17 protein-coding genes are annotated in these 20,724 nt (G+C 39.0%); 14 read left to right on the top strand and 3 right to left on the bottom strand.

The features are described 5' to 3' along the window. Window positions 1-22 precede the first annotated feature (22 nt). Genes Q4534_RS05375 through argH form a run of 5 tightly spaced genes read left to right on the top strand, consistent with a single transcriptional unit; the run spans window position 23 to window position 5,369 of the window. Window positions 23-1,180 carry an aspartate aminotransferase family protein gene (locus Q4534_RS05375; RefSeq protein ID WP_303612143.1) on the top strand — a complete coding sequence of 386 codons (1,158 nt, stop codon included), beginning with the start codon at window positions 23-25 and terminating at the stop codon, window positions 1,178-1,180. Then, window positions 1,177-2,118 (top strand): N-acetylornithine carbamoyltransferase, encoded by a 942-nt coding sequence (locus tag Q4534_RS05370; RefSeq protein WP_303612142.1) that lies wholly within the window; start codon window positions 1,177-1,179, stop codon window positions 2,116-2,118. The genes Q4534_RS05375 and Q4534_RS05370 overlap by 4 nt, the downstream gene beginning before the upstream one ends. A gap of 12 nt (window positions 2,119-2,130) precedes the next feature. Then, on the top strand, window positions 2,131-2,916 hold the full coding sequence (gene argB, locus Q4534_RS05365; RefSeq protein ID WP_303612141.1) for an acetylglutamate kinase: 786 nt from the start codon (window positions 2,131-2,133) through the stop codon (window positions 2,914-2,916). Between the two features lie 42 nt (window positions 2,917-2,958). Continuing rightward, complete coding sequence (locus Q4534_RS05360) at window positions 2,959-4,044, top strand: M20 family metallo-hydrolase (RefSeq protein ID WP_303612140.1); 1,086 nt, start codon at window positions 2,959-2,961, stop codon at window positions 4,042-4,044. Further along, window positions 4,041-5,369, top strand: coding sequence for an argininosuccinate lyase (argH, locus tag Q4534_RS05355; protein WP_303612139.1), 1,329 nt, complete (start codon window positions 4,041-4,043; stop codon window positions 5,367-5,369). The genes Q4534_RS05360 and argH overlap by 4 nt, the downstream gene beginning before the upstream one ends. 3 nt (window positions 5,370-5,372) lie before the next feature. Here argH and Q4534_RS05350 read toward each other — a convergent pair whose 3' ends face one another. Both Q4534_RS05350 and Q4534_RS05345 read right to left on the bottom strand, forming a co-directional pair. Then, the gene (locus Q4534_RS05350) at window positions 5,373-5,594 is read right to left on the bottom strand and encodes a hypothetical protein (RefSeq protein ID WP_303612138.1); all 222 of its coding nucleotides are present in this window, start codon (window positions 5,592-5,594) and stop codon (window positions 5,373-5,375) included. A 116-nt stretch (window positions 5,595-5,710) separates the two neighbouring features. Next, the gene (locus Q4534_RS05345; protein ID WP_303612137.1) at window positions 5,711-6,991 is read right to left on the bottom strand and encodes a nitrate/nitrite transporter; all 1,281 of its coding nucleotides are present in this window, start codon (window positions 6,989-6,991) and stop codon (window positions 5,711-5,713) included. A gap of 303 nt (window positions 6,992-7,294) precedes the next feature. On the opposite strand from Q4534_RS05345, the gene Q4534_RS05340 reads away from it, so the two are divergent. From Q4534_RS05340 to Q4534_RS05315, 6 genes are all read left to right on the top strand, one after another. Then, entirely contained in the window at window positions 7,295-7,726 is a 432-nt protein-coding gene (locus Q4534_RS05340) for a hypothetical protein (RefSeq protein ID WP_014022780.1), read from the top strand. A 13-nt stretch (window positions 7,727-7,739) separates the two neighbouring features. Then, complete coding sequence (locus tag Q4534_RS05335; RefSeq protein WP_303612136.1) at window positions 7,740-7,952, top strand: DUF3820 family protein; 213 nt, start codon at window positions 7,740-7,742, stop codon at window positions 7,950-7,952. Window positions 7,953-8,048: 96 nt separating this feature from the next. After that, window positions 8,049-10,427 (top strand): TonB-dependent receptor, encoded by a 2,379-nt coding sequence (locus Q4534_RS05330; RefSeq protein ID WP_303612135.1) that lies wholly within the window; start codon window positions 8,049-8,051, stop codon window positions 10,425-10,427. A 93-nt stretch (window positions 10,428-10,520) separates the two neighbouring features. Beyond that, a complete protein-coding gene (locus tag Q4534_RS05325) occupies window positions 10,521-11,474 on the top strand; it encodes a DUF4625 domain-containing protein (protein WP_303612134.1) in 954 nt (317 codons plus the stop codon). 675 nt (window positions 11,475-12,149) lie between these two features. After that, a complete protein-coding gene (locus tag Q4534_RS05320; RefSeq protein ID WP_303612133.1) occupies window positions 12,150-13,124 on the top strand; it encodes an NAD(P)-dependent alcohol dehydrogenase in 975 nt (324 codons plus the stop codon). Between the two features lie 340 nt (window positions 13,125-13,464). Further along, window positions 13,465-13,866, top strand: a complete 402-nt coding sequence (locus Q4534_RS05315) for a heme-binding protein (RefSeq protein WP_303612132.1) — start codon at window positions 13,465-13,467, stop codon at window positions 13,864-13,866. Between the two features lie 109 nt (window positions 13,867-13,975). Here the strand turns inward: Q4534_RS05315 and Q4534_RS05310 are convergent, their stop codons facing one another. Beyond that, a complete protein-coding gene (locus tag Q4534_RS05310; protein ID WP_303612131.1) occupies window positions 13,976-14,851 on the bottom strand; it encodes an AraC family transcriptional regulator in 876 nt (291 codons plus the stop codon). A 152-nt stretch (window positions 14,852-15,003) separates the two neighbouring features. Between Q4534_RS05310 and Q4534_RS05305 the strand changes: the two genes are divergently transcribed. The 3 genes from Q4534_RS05305 to Q4534_RS05295 are packed head-to-tail and all read left to right on the top strand — an operon-like array spanning window position 15,004 to window position 20,539. Further along, window positions 15,004-18,501, top strand: a complete 3,498-nt coding sequence (locus tag Q4534_RS05305) for a PVC-type heme-binding CxxCH protein (RefSeq protein WP_303612130.1) — start codon at window positions 15,004-15,006, stop codon at window positions 18,499-18,501. A 22-nt stretch (window positions 18,502-18,523) separates the two neighbouring features. Then, on the top strand, window positions 18,524-19,384 hold the full coding sequence (locus Q4534_RS05300) for a sugar phosphate isomerase/epimerase (RefSeq protein ID WP_303612129.1): 861 nt from the start codon (window positions 18,524-18,526) through the stop codon (window positions 19,382-19,384). 42 nt (window positions 19,385-19,426) lie between these two features. After that, on the top strand, window positions 19,427-20,539 hold the full coding sequence (locus tag Q4534_RS05295) for a Gfo/Idh/MocA family protein (protein ID WP_303612128.1): 1,113 nt from the start codon (window positions 19,427-19,429) through the stop codon (window positions 20,537-20,539). Window positions 20,540-20,724: the final 185 nt, after the last annotated feature.

The raw sequence follows: 20,724 nt of genomic DNA, 5'->3' as shown, positions 1-20,724 counted from the left end.
GCTGTCTACAAATATATACAATATGCAATTGTTTGACGTTTATCCCTTAATGAATGTCACTCCTGAAAAGGCAAGTGGTGTTTACTTATGGGACAATACAGGTCAGAAATACCTGGATTTATATGGTGGGCATGCAGTAATTTCAATCGGGCATTCACATCCACATTATGTCAAAAAAATAAGCGAGCAACTGAACAAAATTGGCTTCTATTCCAACTCTGTTCAAATCCCATTACAAAAAGAAATGGCAAGCAAACTGGGAGAACTTTCCGGCTATGATGCTTACCGTTTATTTCTTTGTAATTCAGGAGCTGAAGCCAATGAGAATGCTTTAAAATTGGCTTCTTTTGAAACAGGGAAGGCGGGAGTTATCGCTTTTCATGGTGCCTTTCATGGGAGAACATCCGGAGCTGTAGCCATTACGGATAACCAAAAGATTGTAGCCCCTTTTAATAGCGGCCATAAGGTTTTCTTTGAAGCATTAGGAGATTTGGATGCTGTGGAAAAAAGGCTGAAAGGTGGGGAAATTGCAGCGGTGATCATTGAAGGTATTCAAGGAGTCAATGGCATTCAGGTCGCTGAGTCTAATTTTCTAAGAGGCCTATCCACCCTTAGCCAAAAATACGGTGCCAAATTAATTCTCGATGAAGTACAATCCGGCTATGGGCGAACAGGTAAATTTTTCGCTCACCAATGGACTGAAGATTTGTCACCTGACCTGATTACGATAGCCAAAGGAATGGGAAATGGCTTTCCCATTGGCGGTGTATTGATCCACCCGGATATCGAGGCCAAATATGGTTTATTGGGAACTACTTTCGGTGGAAACCACTTGGCTTGTGCTGCAGGACTTGCAGTCTTGGAAGTTTTAGAAGAGGAGAATTTAATGACCAATGCTGAGCAATTGGGAGATTTTCTAATCAAAGAATTAAAGGAAGGCTTTCCTGAAATTCTATCAGTAAGGGGAAAAGGCTTAATGATAGGTTTTGACTTGAAGGATGAAGCTGCCCCCTACCGGTCTGAGCTGATCAAAAGTCACCATATTTTTACCGGAAGTGCGGCTTCTAAGCACACCATTCGCATACTTCCCCCACTTTCTGTGAAGAAGGAAGAGTTACAACTTTTCCTTAAGAGTTTAAGAGAGGTAATTAATCGCATGAATCCCAAAAAACAGTCATGAAAAATTTCACTAAATTTGAAGATATCAACCTTGCCAATCAATTGATTGATAAAGCATTGGCTTTTAAAAAAGACCCACAGGTAAACGCAATCAAAGGCAGTGGCAAGCGTATTGGATTGATTTTCTTAAACCCAAGTTTGAGAACAAGGATGAGTACACAACTTGCTGCATCCAATCTTGGTGTTGAGAGTTTTGTCTTAAATATGGACAAAGAAAGTTGGGCCTTGGAAATGCAGGATGGCGCTGTCATGAACCAAAACAAAGTGGAGCATATAAAAGATGCAGCTGCTGTATTGGGTGGATATTTTGATATTTTAGCCATCAGGGCTTTTCCTTCCCTTACCAATAAAGAAGAGGATACCAACGATTTTGTCATCAATCAATTTATCAAATACTCAGGTGTACCGGTGGTTAGTCTGGAAAGCGCCATAAGGCACCCTTTGCAGAGTTTGGCAGATATGGTAACCATTAAGGAGAACTTTAAAGAAAAAAGAAAGCCTAAAGTTGTGCTTACTTGGGCACCACATATCAAAGCTATCCCTCATGCTGTTGCAAATTCTTTTTCGGAATGGGCCATTGGTTGTGGGCATGACTTGACCATTACCCATCCGCATGGGTATGAATTGGACACCAAATTTACCAATGGAGCTACAATAGAATATGACCAAAGTAAGGCACTTGCTGAGGCAGATTTTGTATATGTCAAAAACTGGAGTGCCTTTACTCCCTATGGGAAAATCCTGAGCGTGACAGGAGACTGGCTACTTAATGAAGCCAAATTTGGTGAAAACAAACATGCAAAAGTTATGCATTGCTTGCCTGTAAGAAGAAACTTGGAACTTAGTGATGAAATCTTGGACAGCGAACGAAGTCTTGTCCAAAACCAAGCAAAAAACAGAATTTTTGCTGCCCAGGCAGTAATCGACAGCATGCTTTAAAAATATTTCTTAATGGATATCAGTGTAATAAAAATCGGTGGAAACGTAATTGACCATCAGGAAAACTGTACAGCCTTTCTTAAGTTATTTGCTCATTTTCCCGGCGTAAAAATACTTGTTCACGGAGGAGGTGTGCTGGCAAGTAGAATGGGAAGTTCCTTGGGCATCAAGCCCAATATGCACAATGGCAGAAGGATCACTGACAAGGAAACCCTGGATGTGGTGACCATGGTTTATGCAGGTTTGATTAATAAAAATTTGGTGGCTGAACTTCAATCCTATGGACAAAATGCCATTGGGCTTACCGGGGCAGATGGAAATGCCATCACTTCCACAAAACGGCCTGTTAAAGAAGTGGATTTTGGCTTTGTAGGCGATGTAACCAAAGTTAACACCACATTGGTAGAAACCTTATTGGAGCAAAATATCGCTCCGGTATTTTCCGCCATTACACATGATAACACAGGGCAATTGTTGAACACCAATGCAGATACTATTGCTTCCGAATTGGCCACTGCATTGGCAAGCAAACACAAAGTAGGCCTTTATTTTTGTTTTGATAAAAAAGGGGTATTGATGGATGCTGACAAACCTGAATCTTTGGTTCCTCTGATCAATGAAGATATATTTAAAAAATTACTTGAAGACAAGGTGATCCATTCCGGAATGATCCCGAAATTGGAAAATGCCTTCAATGCTTTAAACAAAGGAGTGGCCAATGTATGGATGGGTTTACCAGAAAACTTGTTGTTGGCAGCAAAAGGAGAAGAGGCCGGAACAATTATCAAACCTTTGTAATTGGCATTGAAATAGGTCTTACTCCTTTATAAACGAAAAAAATTGGAAGATTTAGCAAAATTAAAAATTGAGGCGGTTGAATTACTTAAGGCCCTTATCAGTACCCCATCTCTAAGTAAAACAGAGGACAAAACTGCTGAACTTATCGCAGCATTTTTTAGTAAAAAGGGAATTGATACGCACAGAAAAGGAAACAATATATGGGCATTTAATAGGCAATTCGATGCTTCTTTGCCAACAATTTTGCTCAATTCACACCATGACACTGTAAAACCCAACCGTGGTTATACCTTAGACCCCCACTCACCTGTGGTGAAAGATGGGAAGCTTTTTGGTTTGGGCTCGAATGATGCAGGAGGCTGTTTGGTTAGCCTAATGGCCACTTTCGTATTTTATTATGAACAATCTTTGCCCGTAAATCTTGTGCTTGTGGCTTCTGCTGAAGAAGAAATAAGTGGACGCGGAGGGATAGAATCTGTTCTCAGCGAACTGCCCGCAATAGAGGTTGCCATTGTTGGGGAACCAACCTTATTAAAGATGGCCGTAGCAGAGAAGGGATTAATGGTAATAGATGCTGTAGTCAATGGTGTGGCTGGTCATGCAGCTCGGGAAGAAGGTACCAATGCGATCTATAAGAGCCTTGAAGATTTATTAACCATAAGAGATTTTAAATTTAAAAAAGAGTCACCTTTCTTAGGGCCTAATAAGGTTTCTGCCACCATCATCACTGCAGGCAGCCAACACAATGTGGTGCCGGATAAGTGCACCTATACGCTCGATGTTCGGGTTACTGATGCCTACACTTTAGAGGAAGCTTTTGAAGAATTAAAAAGCAATTTAAAAGCCGAATTAACCCCTAGGTCACTTCGATTAAATTCCTCCTCTATTAAAGAAGACCATCCTATGGTAATCACTGCAAAAAAGATGGGATTAGAATTGTATGGTAGCCCCACATTGTCGGATCAAGCTTTGATTCCTTTTCCTTCCGTAAAAATTGGACCCGGTGATTCTGCAAGATCTCATACAGCTGATGAGTTTATATTCGTCGAGGAAATTAAGGAAGGAATATCATTATATGTATCACTCTTGAAAAACTATTTTTCAAATACCAAAAGAAACAACCAATGAAGCTTTGGCAAAAAGACAAAACCAGTAAAAAAGAAGTAGAAACTTTTACAATAGGTAGGGATCCTGAATTTGACATTTTGCTTGCACCATTCGATGTGACAGGATCCATGGCACATGCCACCATGTTAGCATCCATTGGCTTGCTTACCCAAGATGAGTTGGGAATATTAAAAGAGGGTTTGAAGGAAATTCGAGATGAGATTGCAGAAGGTAAGTTTAGCATAGCTCCCGGGGTAGAAGATGTGCATAGTCAAGTGGAGTTTTTACTTACAGAACGATATGGTGATGTAGGAAAAAAATTACACAGCGGAAGATCGAGGAACGACCAGGTTTTGGTGGATTTAAAGCTGTATTATAGAAAGGCTATAAAAGAAACGGTAACTGAAATAGAAAATCTATTCAACTTACTTACCCAGCTAGCCGAAAAACACAAAGATGACTTAATGCCGGGTTATACCCATACCCAATTGGCTATGCCTTCATCGTTTGGATTATGGTTTGGATCTCTTGCTGAAGGTTTGGCAGAAGACATGGAGCTATGGCAAACAGCCTATCGCCTTTCCAACAGAAACCCTCTGGGTTCCGCAGCAGGGTATGGAAGTTCTTTCCCTCTCAACAGAACAATGACCACATCACTTCTAGGTTTTGGCGACATGCATTACAATGTCATCAATGCCCAAAATAGTAGAGGGAAAACAGAAAAAACACTTTCATTTGCAATGGCAGGTACTGCAGGCACGCTAAACCGCTTGGCTACAGATGCGATTATGTTTATGAACCAGCATTTTGGGTTTATCAGTTTTCCTGATGAACTAACCACAGGTTCGAGTATTATGCCACATAAAAAGAACCCTGACGTTTTTGAGTTGATCCGTGCAAAGACCAACCAAATTCAAAGTTACCCTCAACAAATCATGATGTTGCTCACAAATTTGAGTACCGGGTACCATCGGGACTTACAACTGCTCAAGGAAACCACTTTCCCTGCTTTTGAACAACTGAATGACTGCTTGAAAATCGCTCAATTGATGCTTGAAAATATCAGCATTAAAAAGGATCTTTTGGAGGATAAATTCTATGCCTATCTATTCAGTGTAGAAGAGGTCAACAGACTGGTTTTGGAAGGCATGCCATTTAGAGATGCTTACAAAAAAGTGGGGATGGATATAGAAAAAGGAGATTTTACTCCGGGTAAAAAAATCAAACACAGCCATGAAGGCAGCATTGGTCAACTCTGTTTACCTGCCATCAAAAACAAGATGGATCAGTCAAAGGTAAACTTTGAAGAAGCAGAGAAAGCTGAAGAAAAATTATGGGAAATTTAAGGATTAAATAGAGTCTTGAATGATATAAACCATCATTGAAGCAAGCAGGTATCCTCCAAGAAAAGAGAAAAAATAAGGCCATGTCAAATCATACTGTTTGTACATGGCATTTTTCGTTTTATGCGTAAAATTACTAATTCTCTTAAGTGGTTTTACAGGGAAAAAAGATAGGAATAACAAACCGTAACAAATGGTGAAGATAAATAAGGTGACAAGTGTCTGCATAACTCACTGGATTAAATGCAAATATAATGTCTTAAAGATAGCCTACAAAAGTTCATGCAGATTAAGTTTAAGTAAATTGCTAAGTGATAATGGGTAATTAATAATTAAAGGCGGGATTAACGTTTCAGCGTAAAAATATTAAAAAAATCGAATCTCCTATCACGTTTTTTAAATTTATATTTCATTTTCGCATAAGTATAATTCGGGATAATTCTAAAGGATAACAAAATCGCCACTGCCATCAGTATTCCTGAACTTATAAAAACATACTGAAAATCGTATCCGGCATCTACAATAATACCATAAACGGCAGGCCCTACGGCAGAACTTAATACCATTATGGAGGCAAAAATACTCCGCACTTTACCAATATAGGTAGTGCCAAACAATTCCACTTGCAAAGCAGACATGATAGAATTCCCCACCCCTGCAGAAGCCCCCATCAAAATCATATAGGGAAAAATCACTAAGGGATTGTCTACCTGCCAGATAAATACGATGGCAATTAGAAAAGGGATAAGGTAATAAGGGAAAAATGTTCTTGCAGAATACTTGTCGATCAAGGGCCCTGAAAACAAAATGGCAATAGACCCTGCAATGGCATAAAATGTAAGGCCAACAGCCATCCATTCCAGACTCCAACCCTTATAGTCTGCAATGGCAAACTGATAGAAAAACAAGCCGGTAACGACAAAAGCCAAGACAAATAAATTGGGAGCCAAAATCCAAAAACTTTTAGATTTCATGATTTCCCATTGGGAGATTTCTTTCTTTGGCCCGGATTCTTTGGTTCCAACGGATTCTTCATACACTACCAGCTTTTTCTCATCAATAAAAAAGTACAAGTAAAGAGGAACCATGATAAGCACAATCAGCCCATTGACTAAAAGGGATTGTCTCCAACCGAAAACATTTATTAATGCCACCACCATGATGGGGAGAGCAGCCTGACCAAAAGGATGTCCCAAAGATGCCATACTAATGGCCTTTCCCCTACCTTTAACAAAGTATTTGGACATGGACGTAATGGCTATATGACTGAACAAGCCTTGCCCTGCTATTCTCAATCCAAAAAAGGCTACCGGTAATAGATACCAATGCTGATTAAAGCTCATCAAGACCATGGAAAGAATAAATACTACTGTGGTAAGCAAGGTATATTTCACCAAACTTACTTTATCAATGTATTTTCCAACCTGTGGTAAAAGAAATGCGCTAGCGATTGTGGCAATCATATAGTAAACACTTATTTGGGCATTCTGAAGGGAAAACTCTTCTATCAAATAAGGCACATAGAGGGCCAAAAGATAGGTTTGTCCATACCCTGAAAGACAAGTCATCAACAAGCCGAAAATCAACATCTTTTTGTTCTCAAATACAAAACTCCAATAACTCATCTCAGGAAATAATTTAATTAGAAAAATAATCGCGGTCCTTGGGCGGGCAAAATTACGATTCGCAAAATTAAGTAATTAATTAGGTTTTAAAACCAATTAACCGAATGAAAATTAGATATCTGCAAAATATAAATTTACAATAACACTTATTTTGGATGAAAAGTCATTATTCTTCATATTTTTATAACAAGTAAGCACAACGATGCTTTGGATATTAATTGGCACAAAGCCACAAGAAACTAATGGAATAATCGCTTTTTTTTACTTATTTAGCCTTTTTAAAAAAAGAAAATCAAAAGTATCATGACTACCGGATTTCAGCATCTTCATTCATTTCTGGCCTACATCGTTTTGGCAGGTATAATATTCAGTTTTATTTCTGCACTTATCGGTGCATTGAGTGGCAAAGAGTTTACTGAGAAAGACCGAAAATTTGGTTTAATAGGAATGATTTTGGCCCACATTCAATTGTTGGTAGGAATAGGAGTCTATTTTTTAAGCCCTCTGGGGTTGTCAAATCTAAGTGGTGAAACCATGGGTGATTCCATGAGCAGATTGTATGCCCTCGAACACCCATTAATCAACATAATTGCCATTGCACTCATCACAATTGGCTATAGCAGGGCTAAGAAATTAACAGAAAGTAAGAGCAGATTTAGAAGCATTTATATGTTTTATGGAATAGCTTTCGTAATGATTTTAAGTAGAATACCTTGGGATGCTTGGTTAAATTAATAAACTAGCCCCAATGGATAGAAATATACTTTTAGATCTCGTATCTAAAAAGATGCCCTTTGGAAAGTACAAGGACAGATTAATTTGTGATGTGCCTGAACATTATTTAATCTGGTTTAAACGTAACGGCTTTCCAAAGGGCAAATTAGGTATGTGGCTAGAAACAATGTATGAAATTCGTGTCAATGGACTCGAATACCTTCTAGACCCCCTAAAGAAATCCTAATTTAGAATAAGTCAATCTTTGCCATTACGTTGCAATTATTGTTTGATAAGGATACCTTTGTTGTGAAAAAGTATTCCAATCATTCAATATATAATAGTGAGATTTATTTTTCTCTCAATTTTCGTACTGCTAACCTTTGGCAACTCCCTCCTCTTTGCACAAGCTAGCTCAAGATACGCCATCAGTGGTTTCATTACAGATCCCTCCGGTGAACCTTTGATGGCTACCATCCTCATTCATGAACTTGGATCGGGAGACTATGCCGATGAAAATGGGCGTTTTGAATTGAACAATTTGAATCCGGGAAATTACCACCTTCACATTTCCCATTTGGGATACAAGTCCATCACCCAAACCGTACACTTGGAAAACAAGGATCTGGAATTCAATTGGACAATGGAACCTTCAGCCATTACCCTTCAATCCCTGACCATTGAGGCCAATCCCTTCAAAAATGGGCCGGTTGAACAATCTCAAACCATCGATGTAATTGACAGAAATTTCATTGAAAAAAACAACTCAGGTACCTTTTCTAATGCGCTGGAAAAGTTGCCGGGTATCAGCACCATAAATACAGGAGTTGGAATTAGTAAGCCTGTGATCAGGGGTATGAGTTCCAATAGAATTCAAGTTAACGATCGGGGAATAAAGCAAGAGGGTCAACAATGGGGTTCCGATCATGGTTTGGAAATAGATCCTTTTGATGTAGACCGGGTTGAAATAGTAAAAGGTCCGGCCTCATTGATATATGGATCAGATGGAATGTCAGGAGTAATAAACATTTCTCCGGCACCTTTACCAATGGAAGGAGAAATCAGAGGACATTTGATCAACAGTTATCAAACAAATAATGCCATGCGAAGCCATTCTGCCATGGTAGAAGGAAATGAAGATGGCTTCATATTTAAAGGAAGGCTAACATTTCAAGATTATCAAGACTATAGGGTTCCTGCTGATGAATTTACTTATGCCGGATATGTTTTGCCAGTCTATGATAATCGACTAAAAAATACAGCTGGAAAGGAGCGACACTTTTCTTTAATGACCGGGATTAGAAAAAATTGGGGAAAATCCACCCTTACGGTAAGTAGGTTTGGCCAACAAGCGGGTCTATTTACGGGAGCAATAGGAATACCAAGTAGCTATAATTTAAGGCACAATGGAGATTATAGCAATATAGAATTACCAAACCAAGATAACTCCCATCTCAAGGTAATTTCTAATACAACAATTCAGTTGAATAGAAATTGGTTAGAAATTGACCTAGGTTATCAGCGAAATGTTCGCCAAGAAAATTCTTTGCCTCATGCACATGGAATTAACTCCTCAGAATATGGAAATCTTGCTTTAGGCCTTTATTTGGATACTTATACCGCAAACTTGAGGTATAACCGACAGGTAAATGAAAAACAACAGGTGATAATTGGCCTTCAATCCAGTCTGATGAACAATGATTTTAGTGGTTTTGAATTTCTATTGCCTGAATTTCAATCAAAATCTGCCGGGATATTTTATTTCCATGAATATCGGTTGAAGGAAAATTTTATTCTTAATGCAGGGTTAAGATTAGACATGGCCCAACATCAAATTGAAGCTCATTCCCAACCTGACTATAACAGTTCAGGAGAAGCTACAGGAGATGAAACCCTTAGAAATCCGGAAATTGATCGCAACTATTCTAATTTAAGTGGTTCCACAGGTTTTTCCTGGATTTTTAGCAAAAACAGTAATCTTAAATTTAACCTAGGCAGTAGTTACCGCGTTCCAACTCCCATTGAATTGTCCACCAATGGCATCCACCATGGGAATTTCAGGCATGAATTGGGGAATAGCTCCCTTAAAAGTGAAAGGAGCTTTCAAGGCGACTTAAACTACACCTTTTCAAAAGAAAATATATTGATAGGGATCAGCCCTTATTTGGCCTATTACAACAACTATATTTACCTTACCCCTACTTCCGAATTTTCTACCTTACCGGGTGCTGGCACCCTTTGGGAATACAGGCAAAACAATGCAATTTTTGCAGGAGGAGAAATTAAATTTCATTGGTCTATATCCCCTGCTTTGCAAACTAGTATTGCAGCAGAATACGTTTATAGCCAAAATCTCGATACGAGTTTGCCTCTTCCCTTATCCCCTCCTGCAAGTATTTTAACAGGAATTGAATGGGATATACCCATTCAGACATTCTGGTTTCCTAACAATACTTTATATGTTGAGTACCGACAAGTAGCTAGCCAAAACAGGATAGACAGAAACGAGAATGTTACAGAAGGATATGGACTCTTAGAAGCAGGCTTAGGCCTAGAGTTCAAAATTGCTAGACAACTGCTTAAACTCCGAATTAGCGGACAAAATTTATTGAATAAATACTACTTCAATCACCTGAGCCGCTACAGGCTCTTAAACTTACCGGAACAAGGGAGGAACGTAAATATTAATCTTAAAATCCCCTTCCAAATAAAAAATCAGTAGCATTGAACCCCTGTTCTTGCTTATCTGTTATTTAATACATACAATTGCAACACGCATGCAATTACAATAATATTGTATTTAAAAAATTAAAAGATGAAGACTATCAACATTCTAATAGCAAGCCTTTTCGCTATTGGTATTACCTCCTGTGAGAATACTGCTGAGAACCCACAAGACTTGGAAGCTCCAACCATAGACCATGCTGCCTCAGCAGATGAAATCAGCCCGGATCATGGTGAGGTTTTCACAGAGACAATGGACCATATACCTGTTAGTTTTTCCGTTGAAGATCCCTCCGGTGTTGGTCAAATCAAGGTCAATGTCCATGCGAACTTTGATGGGCATAGTCATGGGAGGGTACTGACAGATTTTGAAACCTTATCCGTTGATGACATCTATGCAATAGATGCCAGTGATCCTGATTTTCAATTTCCAGAAAATTCAACCAAGGTAAATGTAAATAACACTGCCACGGATATTTATTGGTCAGGAGACAATTCCCGATTAAGCGGACCTGTTTTGGCAGGCATGTACGACTTCTCCATCGCGGCAACCGATATATATGGAAACCAAACTTCTTTTGCAGATGGATCCAGTTACCTGACTACTATCCATATTAGGACTGAATACGCCCCTACAGTTGCTGTAAATAATCTCAACGATGGGGAATTGTTGGGCACTTTAGGTGAAGCCCTCAGCGTAACCGGTGAAATTAGCAAGCCTGTTCATGAACTCAGTGGTGATTTGGCTTTTATCTGGATTAAACTAGGGGAAGAGGAAGATGAAGACCACGATCACGATGAAGATAATCACAGGGTCAGCAATGATGAATACTTCTACGATAAAATGTGGGGAAGTTCTCAGTGGATATCAGAGGTTAGCGGACCTGATTTGCCGGACAATCAAAATATAGATCTTTCAACGCTTCTATCCGGCGAAAATAAGATTATTCTTCCTGAAAGTGGCGATCATTTGGATTTGACAATTAGGGCTGAAGATGTCAATGGGAATACAATCGAAAAAACATATGAGGTGCATATGGATTAAAAGAAAAGTTCAAAACCTTATCAGGAAAGCATATTGGCAACAATATGCTTTTTTGTTTATATAATTGAAAATAATGATAAACGAAATTTATCTTGTTAAAAAAAATAATAGTGGATTAAACCAATACCGGCAAACCTATTTTAGATCAAATTCAACTCCATCAACGAATAGGGTTTGGGCTTGAACGAAGAGATTTTCTATCTTTTTTATTTTTTCATCACTTCTAGACCCCGTATTAAAAAGAGATTCATTGAAGCTCAAAATACAGAAAAATAGAATAATTGCGATATACTTAAAGGAGAGTTTCATTTTATTTGTGTTTAATATATACCCAACAATAGTTAAACATAATTGTTTCGAATACCTAAACAAAAACGATGCAAAAATCCTTTAAAACCAAAAATAAATTATAAAAACACCAATTGAGTTAACATTTACCTGCGATAGCGCACATAGTTATATCGGAGCACGCTGCCAAAATATGAAATAAACATTTTATTGCATGCTGAAATCACTTCAAAATCAACCACTTCATTGCTGTTATCTACTCATCTTAGCGATGGTATGTTGAAATCTCCAAACAGACTGATTTCTCATAGTATGCTATTTTTCTTTCTTTGATATTTCATCCTTTGTTGTATTTTTATTTCTTAGATCCACACTATCTCATTACCAATGAAAGCACTGACCCTAGAGAAATATGGTTTACCTAAAAAAGTCTTAAGGTTAACTGAACAGAAAAAGCCATCCTACCAAAAAAATGAGGTATTGGTGAAAATTCATTCTACTGCCATTAATGATTATGACTGGAGCCTGGTTAGGGGAAAGCCATTAATGTACAGACTGATGTTTGGATTGGTAAAGCCGAAATCAAAAAGCTTGGGAATGGAATTATCCGGTACAGTGGAAGCAGTGGGTTCCGAAGTTACTGAATTTGAAATTGGGGATGAAGTTTACGGCGATACTTCTGCCCATGGTTTTGGAACATTTGCAGAATACATTTCCTTACCTCCAAAAGCCCTGGCCACCAAACCAAAAACCATGACCTATGAAGATGCTGCGGCTTTACCCCATGCCGCGCTATTGGCACTACAAGGAATGAAAGAAATCGGAGGCATTAAAAATGGAATGAAGGTCCTTATCAATGGGGCCGGAGGAGGTGTAGGCACTATAGGCTTGCAATTGGCCAAAATCCATCATTGTGAAGTTACAGGAGTTGATCGTCAGGAAAAATTCGAGGCTTTATCCAATTTAGGGTATGATCATCTTATCAACTATCAATTAGAAAATTTTACGAAAAATGGTATTCAATACGATTTAATTCTAGACTGTAAGACAGATAAATTACCTTTCTCTTACGCAAGATCCCTCAAAGCCAATGGGGTTTATGTTAGCATCGGTGGGAAAATCAATTATTTGCTCTCTACCCTCATTTTAGGCAAGGCTTTGTCTGTTATTTCTTCTAAAAGGTTCGAAATTTTAAGCTTAAAATCAAATCAAGGCCTAAAAGAGATTGAGGGAATGTATGAAAATAAACAGATAAAACCTGTGATTGATGGTCCCTATCCTCTCTCATTAGGGCCTGACAAACTCCAAGAGTTTGGAAATGGCTACCATATAGGAAAAATAATATTATCAATAATCACCTGATTGTACAATTTAAATTATATCCTAATTCCTTTTCTCTGTTTGCTAAGGCTTAATGGATAATTAGCATTTGTTTGTACCAAAATCAAAAAACATTGATGCAAAATTAATGTAGCAAGAGAAAACTTTAAATCCTGCTTAGCGTCGGTCAAAGCCAACATAACCGACCATTTTTTTTTAAACAGTATTTTTAACTAAATTTTTTCCCTGATTAAAGACCTTGACGGAGCCAAAGAAGTCAACCAACCATTGAACAAAATAATGTCTTTATTTATAACTATTCACTATATTTAAATTATAATACAAATTTTAAACATTTTAATTATAATTAAACCCAAAAATAATGAATATTAATCTCAATCAAGCTGAAGAAATCATTGCAGCTGCCAAAAGTAAAGCCCAAGCACTTGATACCAAGATGAATATTGCCGTAGTGGATGCCGGAGCCAACCTTCTTGCCTTTGCCCGAATGGATGGTGCCTGGTTGGGCTCATTAGACATCTCCATAAAAAAAGCAAAAACGGCCAGATATTTTGATATGAATACCGGGGCTATAGGCGAGCTTTCCCAGCCCGGTGGAACCTTATACAATATCGAACATTCTAACAATGGATTAATTACTTTTCCGGGAGGAGTCCCTATCAAAAATAGCTCTGGAGAAATTGTTGGCGCCATAGGTGTTAGCGGCAGTTCAGTGGATAATGATCATTCAGTTGCCGAAGCCGGAGCAATTTCAATAAAATAGAATCTCAGGTGGCTGGCAAACTTCAAGGGTTTGCTTTCCACCTATAAGCATTATTAATCAAATTAGCCCCCGCCTAGAATTGTAAACACCTAATAATTCTTGGAACCTTTTATTCAAATCTTGGTTGGAAGTCTCTTTTATAAACCTTTGGCGTTACTCCCATTTTGCCCTTAAACTGTCGGTTAAAGTTTGAAAGGGTATTGAACCCACTTTCATAACTTATTTCACTGATATTTATATTTTCTGAATGCAACAATTTACAGGCATGGCTTATTCTGACTTCTGAAAGAAAATCGGAAAAAGACTTATTCATCCTAGACTTAAAATACCTAGAAAATGAGGTGCTGGTCATATTGATTAACTCTGCCACTTCTTCTTGCTTGATGTCCTGTTGAAAATGATCCATCACAAACTCATGCACCTTGCTCATTCTATCCTTTTCAGATTCCTTATTGGCATTAATGTATCCTGCCTGTACAATCGTTTTGACCTCCTTAGACTTGGAGATAATAAGCAATATTTCGAGGAGACCAATGATCCTGGCCATTCCTTTTTTGTGCACCAACCGAATAAGTTTGTCTTTAATTTTCTGATTGGTCTTTCCAATAATTTGAAGCCCTAATGTAGCCCTTTTCATTAAAGCATTAAATTCATCAAACTCCTCTTTTTTTAACATTTTTTCCCCTAAAAAATCTTCGGGGAAATAAACAACAATTCCACGTGTCATCAAATCGCTACCCTTTTCAAAGTATGCTTGGTCATTTCTCCATAAATGAGGCAAATTAGGTCCTGTAAGTACCAGATCATTTGGTTGAAAGGGTCGCATATCGTCCCCAACAAACCTTGTACCATGCCCTTCCAAGACCAAAAACAATTGGTACTCAGGATGAAAATGCCAATTCTTGTCAAAACTTGGGGCCACTAACTCCTTTATTATATAGGCGTTATGCTCAGGAATACGAGATTTTTGAAAAGCTTTTTTCAATAGTAATTAAATATTGCTGAATCATTCATTAAAAATAGATAAAAATGGCAATAAACAGTCATAATTAGACAAAAAACAGTAAGCATAAAGACTATTAATCCTTCAAATTAGCATTTTGATATGGTTAAAATAGCAATACCCCAAAAACAACAATGAAAAATCTAGGAATAATTGCCTTTGTCATGCTATTCTGGACGGCATGTAGCACAGGAAACAATGAGATTGAATTGTCTGACGGTCCAAGGAGAGCAGAAATTTTATTTCTTGGCCATAACAGCACGCACCATGACTCTGAAAAATTTATGCCTATTCTTGCCAGGCATTTATTCCAGAAGGGAATTAACCTCACTTACACCACTCAGCTTAATGATCTTAATGAGAACAAATTAAGACTTTATGACGGTCTAATCATTTATAGCAATCACGAAACCATTTCAGAGGAACAAGAAAAAGCCCTTAGAAATTTTGTTGAACGTGGTAAAGCATTGATTCCATTGCACAGTGGCTCATTTTGCTTTCAAAATTCTGACTGGTATATCGAAACAGTGGGAGGGCAATTTTCTTCCCATGGATCAGGTGAATTCAGCAGTAGCATTACAGCTCCATCTCATCCCGTGATGGAAGGCATCACTACATTCACCACTTGGGATGAAACCTATGTCCACAGTCAATTGAACGAAGACATGACGATTTTGATGGAAAGGGTTGAGGATGGAAAAAAGGAACCTTATGCCTGGGTTAGGGAGCAAGGAAAAGGGCGGGTTTTCTACACTGCCTATGGTCATGATGATAGAACTTGGAACCAACCTGAGTTTCAAGAATTGGTGGCCAATGGAATTCTATGGGCCATTGGTGATCAGGTAGCTCAACAGGTGGCTGTGTTTGATATACCACAACCACAATTTGAAGATGCAAAAATTCCAAATTATGAAAAAAGAGATCCTGCACCTCGATTTCAATTGCCTCTTTCCCCTGAGGAATCAATGAAATTGGTACAAATTCCAGTTGGTTTTGAGTTACAACTTTTTGCTTCAGAACCTGATATAATTAACCCAATGGCCATTGCCTGGGATGATAAAGGGCGACTTTATGCCATAGAAACGGCCGACTATCCCAATGAAGTAAGAAAAGAAGGAGGCAATGATAAAATCAAAATTTTGGAAGATACAGATGGCGATGGCAAAGCAGATAAAGTTACGGTTTTCGCAGATGGTCTAAACATCCCCACTAGCATGGTTTTTATCAATGGCGGACTCTTGGTAGCCATGGCTCCGGATTTTGTATTCCTTAAGGATACGGATGGGGATGACAAGGCAGACACCAAAGAAACTATCATTACCGGTTGGGGGAAAAGTGACACCCATGCAGGTCCTTCCAATCTAAAATATGGCTTTGACAATAAAATATGGGGTGTTTTAGGCTATTCCGGATTTAATGGAGAATCAGAAGGCAAAGCCCTATCCTTTAGTCAAGGAATTTATCGGTTTTCTCCGGATGGATCTCAATTGACTTTTCTTGGCAATACCAGCAATAATACTTGGGGATTGGGTTTCACTGAGGAATTTAACACCTTTATTTCAACTGCTAATGGGCAGCACAGCGCTTACCTTTCTATGTCCAATAATTATTTAAAACGACCGATTTGGGGAGGTTCGGAAAAGGCTGTACATGGCATAGACAGTCACTTTGAGATGCCTCACCTTACCCCCTATTTACGCCAGGTAGATTGGCATGGAGGTTACACAGCTGCTTCCGGGCATAATTTTTACACCGCAAGAAGTTTTCCCAAAAGTTATTGGAACAAAGTGGCCTTTGTAGCCGAACCTACAGGCAGGGTATTACATAAAGCCATAATTGAACCCGAAGGCTCAGGTTACAAGGAGACCAATGGGTTTAATATTTTGGCTAGTTCTGATGAGTGGTTTTCACCCGTACATGCTGAAGTTGGTCCGGATGGCGCACTATGGGTAGCGGATTGGTACAACTTCATAATCCAACACAACCCCACTCCCAAAGGCTTTGATAATGGTGAAGGAAATGCCTATATCAACCCTTTAAGGGATTCTGAGCATGGGAGAATTTACCGCTTAGTGTATAAAGGCGGGGATTACCATACCATGAAGATTGACCCTACCAGCAATGCGGATCTTATTAGGGGCTTGAAAAGCGACAATATGTTTTGGCGAATGACAGCGCAAAAGCTAATTGTAGAAAATAAAAACACTTCAATAATTGAAGACCTTCTCCATATCATAACTGATCAATCGGTGGATGAAATTGGCCTCAACTCCCCTGCTGTGCATGCATTATGGGCTCTGCATGGAATTGGTGCATTGGATGGAAAGGATGGGGAAATTATGGAAGTAGTAAGGCAAGCCTTAAAGCACCCTGCTGCCGGAGTTAGAAAAAATACCCTACTGGTTTTACCAAAAAATGAAGAAACAATAAAGGCCATTCTGGATGCCAGGTTGATTCAGGACAGAGATCTCAACACCAGAAAAGAGGCATTGCTTGCGCTCGCAGCTATGCCAAGTACAACTGATGTTTCCCATTTACTTCTTAAAGCAAGTCGTGAAGAGGAAAATGTTTCAGACAAGTACCTTCCGCAAGCTTTTTTCACTGCAGCAATTTCGCATCCTTCTGCTTTTGAAAGTGCTGGTTCAATGCTAAGGCAAGAAAATAAACCCGATTCACTTTGGAATTTAGAGGAGAAAATTGCCAAAAGTTTGATAGAAGAGCAATACAAGTTGGATAGAAGAGCAGGAATCCCCTACCCTCCGCAAGTTGCAGGTAAAGAAATCAATATTCAGGCCACTATCAGCCAATCCGATAAACCTTTGGAAGGGGTTATTGTAACACAAGGAAACAACACCAATGGTTATAGCCTGTATTTAGCGGATAATAAGATTAATTGGCTGATCAAGCAAGCCGGTGAAAGCCACCTAGCTATTTCCAGGGGCCAACTACCTGATCAACAGTTTGTGATCAATGCTACTTTAGAGAGGGATGGCAACATGGCCATAAGCATTGACAACAAGCAAAGGGCAAAAGGCAAAGCACCCGGCTTATTTTCAGCAAACTTTGATGAAGAATCGGTTAGGATTGGGCAAGACAATATACCCGATGCTCAGGTAGGAAATTACAAAGATCGTTCTTATTTTACTGGAAGAATTGACCGAGGATCCTCTTTTCTCAAGCTAGAGGCACCTTTAATGGCTAATCCAACGAATCCTATTGAAGCGAAAAAGACAAAGTCCGAAATTAACAATGCAGGTGCAGTCACCATCCAAATGGGAGTCATTGCACATGAAATGAAATTTGATAAAGCCAGCTTCAAAGTAAAGGCAGGTCAACAGGTAACCATCGATTTCGTGAACAATGATTTTATGCAACATAATCTATTGATAGGCAAGGCAGGTAGTTTAGAGGTCATAGGCAAAGCAGCGGATGAAATGGCGAGAAATCCGGATGGGGCCAATATGAATTTTGTTCCAAAAATACCGGAAATAATCGCTTCTACACCTTTGGTAAACCCTGACAGCAATGAAAGCTTGGTGTTTACTGCTCCTAGTAAACCCGGAGAATACCCTTTCTTATGTACTGTACCGGGGCATTGGAGAATAATGAATGGAGTTATGATTGTAGAATAGGCAATAAAAATATAAATAAGTAATGGCTTTAAACATAAAATTAGGGGTTAGTACCTGGCTTTGGACCTCTCCATTTAACACAGCAACGGCTTCTCTTTTCCCTAAAATCAAAGATATGGGTTTTGACATCGTAGAAATACCGGTAGAAGACCCCTCATTGATTGATACGAAAATAGTTGATCAGGCTTTAAAAGACAATGGCTTGACCCCTGTCATTTGTGCTGCTTTCGGCACAAACCGAGACCTTACCCATGAAGACCCTTCATTTCATCAAAACAGTTTGGATTATATTCAAGCCTGTTTCGATACCAGCGCAGCCCTTGGGGCTCAATTTGTGGCCGGTCCCATGTATTCAGCTGTAGGCAAAGCACGCTTGGTATCTCCTGAGCAAAAGAAAATTGAATGGCAAAGAGCCGTAACCAATTTGCAGAAGGTTTGCCGAATGGCTGAGATATCAGGTCAAAAAATAGCCTTGGAACCCTTAAATAGGTTTGAAACGGATCTGATCAACACTACTGCTGATTTGATGCAATTAATATCAGACATCAACCATCCTGCTGCCGGTGTTTTACTGGATGGATTTCATATGAATATTGAAGAGCCAAGCATCGAAGCGGCAATTTTACAGGCCGGTGAAAAACTAATCCATGTACAGGTGTCAGAAAATCACCGTGGAACTCCCGGAACCGGGCAAACCAGGTGGGAAGACTTTAGGTCTGGACTTGAAAAAATAAACTATAAGGGAGCTGTAACAATAGAAAGTTTCACGCCGGAAGTAAAAGAATTGGCCGGTGCGGTTTGCATATGGCGTACTTTTGCAGAGAGTCAGGATAAATTTGCTTCTGACGGTTATAAATTTTTAAAGAATTGGTCTAATCAATAAACCAAAATCAATCATTAGTAGAAACCCAAAAAATTTGCGGAGATGAGTAAAAAACTAAACATTGCAATCATAGGACTGGGATTTGGCGCAGAATTTATTCCTATTTATCAAAAACACCCTGCGGCCAATATATATGCCATTTGCCAAAGGAATAAAGAAAAATTGAATGAGATTGGTGATGCCTTTGGTATAGAAAAAAGGTATTCTGACTACGATGAATTGCTAAAAGACCCTGAAATTGATGCGGTTCACATCAACACCCCTATTCAAGCTCATGCGGAACAATCTCTTAAAGCTCTTAGGGCGGGCAAACATGTGGCCTGTACTGTTCCGATGGCCACCACAGTAGAGGAATGTCGTCAAATCGTGGAAGAAACCGAACGCACAGGGCTCACTTATATGATGATGGAAACTGTGATTTATAGCAGGGAATTCCTTTTTGTGAAGGAGATGTATGAAAGTGGTGCCATGGGAAAATTACAATTTTTACGAGCAAGTCACCAGCAAGAAATGGCCGGTTGGCCAGGCTACTGGGAGGGCCTACCTCCCATGCATTATGCCACCCATTGTGTAGGGCCGGTATTGGCTTTACCCAAGGCAGAGGCTGAGTATGTGTCATGTTTTGGCTCGGGAAGAATCGATGAAAACCTGATAGAAAAGTATGGCTCTCCATTTGCCATTGAGAGTTGCCATATCAAATTAAAAGACAGCGACCTTTCTGCAGAAGTAACCCGCTCCCTATTCAACACTGCCAGGCAATACAGAGAGAGTTTTGATGCCTACGGATCTGAAAAGACCTTTGAATGGACTTTGATAGAACATGAAGACAGCGTAGTGCATACGGGAGAGATCCCTGAAAAAGTTAAAATTCCGGATTATGCGCATTTACTTCCTGAGGAAATTTCCCCGTTCACTACTTCCGGGGTCTATGATGAAGAGGACAATCAGCATCTATCCTTTATTCAAGGGGCCGGACATGGAGGCTCCCACCCCCACTTAGTTCATGAATTTGTCACTGCCTTGCAAGAAAACAGAGACCCTTACCCTAATGCCAGACAATCTGCCAACATTACTTGTGTAGGTATTTTAGCGCATGAATCGGCCATGAAAGGTGGAGAAAAAATAAAACTTCCATCCTTCACTTTTAATAGATAAAGGAATTATTAAAAAAGGGCTTGAACAGATGATGTCCGAGCCCTTTTCATGCCAAACATTTTCAAACATCCTTTAAATAAATGATATTTTATGATTAAGATCAATTCATCCATTAGCTTGGATTAATATAGTTGTATTCAAGGTTACACCAGAAGTTTAAACTATTTTTTAAAGTATTTAAAAGA

This window comes from Cyclobacterium sp. 1_MG-2023 (assembly GCF_030546805.1).
GTDB lineage: Bacteria > Bacteroidota > Bacteroidia > Cytophagales > Cyclobacteriaceae > Cyclobacterium.
This window is presented reverse-complemented; position numbering and strand designations above follow the sequence as displayed.

What these genes read in the sequence shown, in the direction of transcription:
- Q4534_RS05335 (WP_303612136.1), top strand. Translation starts at nt 7,740, where the DNA reads ATGGATAGAAATATACTTTTAGATCTCGTATCTAAAAAGATGCCCTTT.
- Q4534_RS05295 (WP_303612128.1), top strand. Translation starts at nt 19,427, where the DNA reads ATGAGTAAAAAACTAAACATTGCAATCATAGGACTGGGATTTGGCGCA.
- Q4534_RS05320 (WP_303612133.1), top strand. Translation starts at nt 12,150, where the DNA reads ATGAAAGCACTGACCCTAGAGAAATATGGTTTACCTAAAAAAGTCTTA.
- Q4534_RS05325 (WP_303612134.1), top strand. Translation starts at nt 10,521, where the DNA reads ATGAAGACTATCAACATTCTAATAGCAAGCCTTTTCGCTATTGGTATT.
- Q4534_RS05340 (WP_014022780.1), top strand. Translation starts at nt 7,295, where the DNA reads ATGACTACCGGATTTCAGCATCTTCATTCATTTCTGGCCTACATCGTT.
- Q4534_RS05305 (WP_303612130.1), top strand. Translation starts at nt 15,004, where the DNA reads ATGAAAAATCTAGGAATAATTGCCTTTGTCATGCTATTCTGGACGGCA.
- argB (WP_303612141.1), top strand. Translation starts at nt 2,131, where the DNA reads ATGGATATCAGTGTAATAAAAATCGGTGGAAACGTAATTGACCATCAG.
- argH (WP_303612139.1), top strand. Translation starts at nt 4,041, where the DNA reads ATGAAGCTTTGGCAAAAAGACAAAACCAGTAAAAAAGAAGTAGAAACT.
- Q4534_RS05300 (WP_303612129.1), top strand. Translation starts at nt 18,524, where the DNA reads ATGGCTTTAAACATAAAATTAGGGGTTAGTACCTGGCTTTGGACCTCT.
- Q4534_RS05350 (WP_303612138.1), bottom strand. Translation starts at nt 5,594, where the DNA reads ATGCAGACACTTGTCACCTTATTTATCTTCACCATTTGTTACGGTTTG.
- Q4534_RS05375 (WP_303612143.1), top strand. Translation starts at nt 23, where the DNA reads ATGCAATTGTTTGACGTTTATCCCTTAATGAATGTCACTCCTGAAAAG.
- Q4534_RS05315 (WP_303612132.1), top strand. Translation starts at nt 13,465, where the DNA reads ATGAATATTAATCTCAATCAAGCTGAAGAAATCATTGCAGCTGCCAAA.
- Q4534_RS05370 (WP_303612142.1), top strand. Translation starts at nt 1,177, where the DNA reads ATGAAAAATTTCACTAAATTTGAAGATATCAACCTTGCCAATCAATTG.
- Q4534_RS05345 (WP_303612137.1), bottom strand. Translation starts at nt 6,991, where the DNA reads ATGAGTTATTGGAGTTTTGTATTTGAGAACAAAAAGATGTTGATTTTC.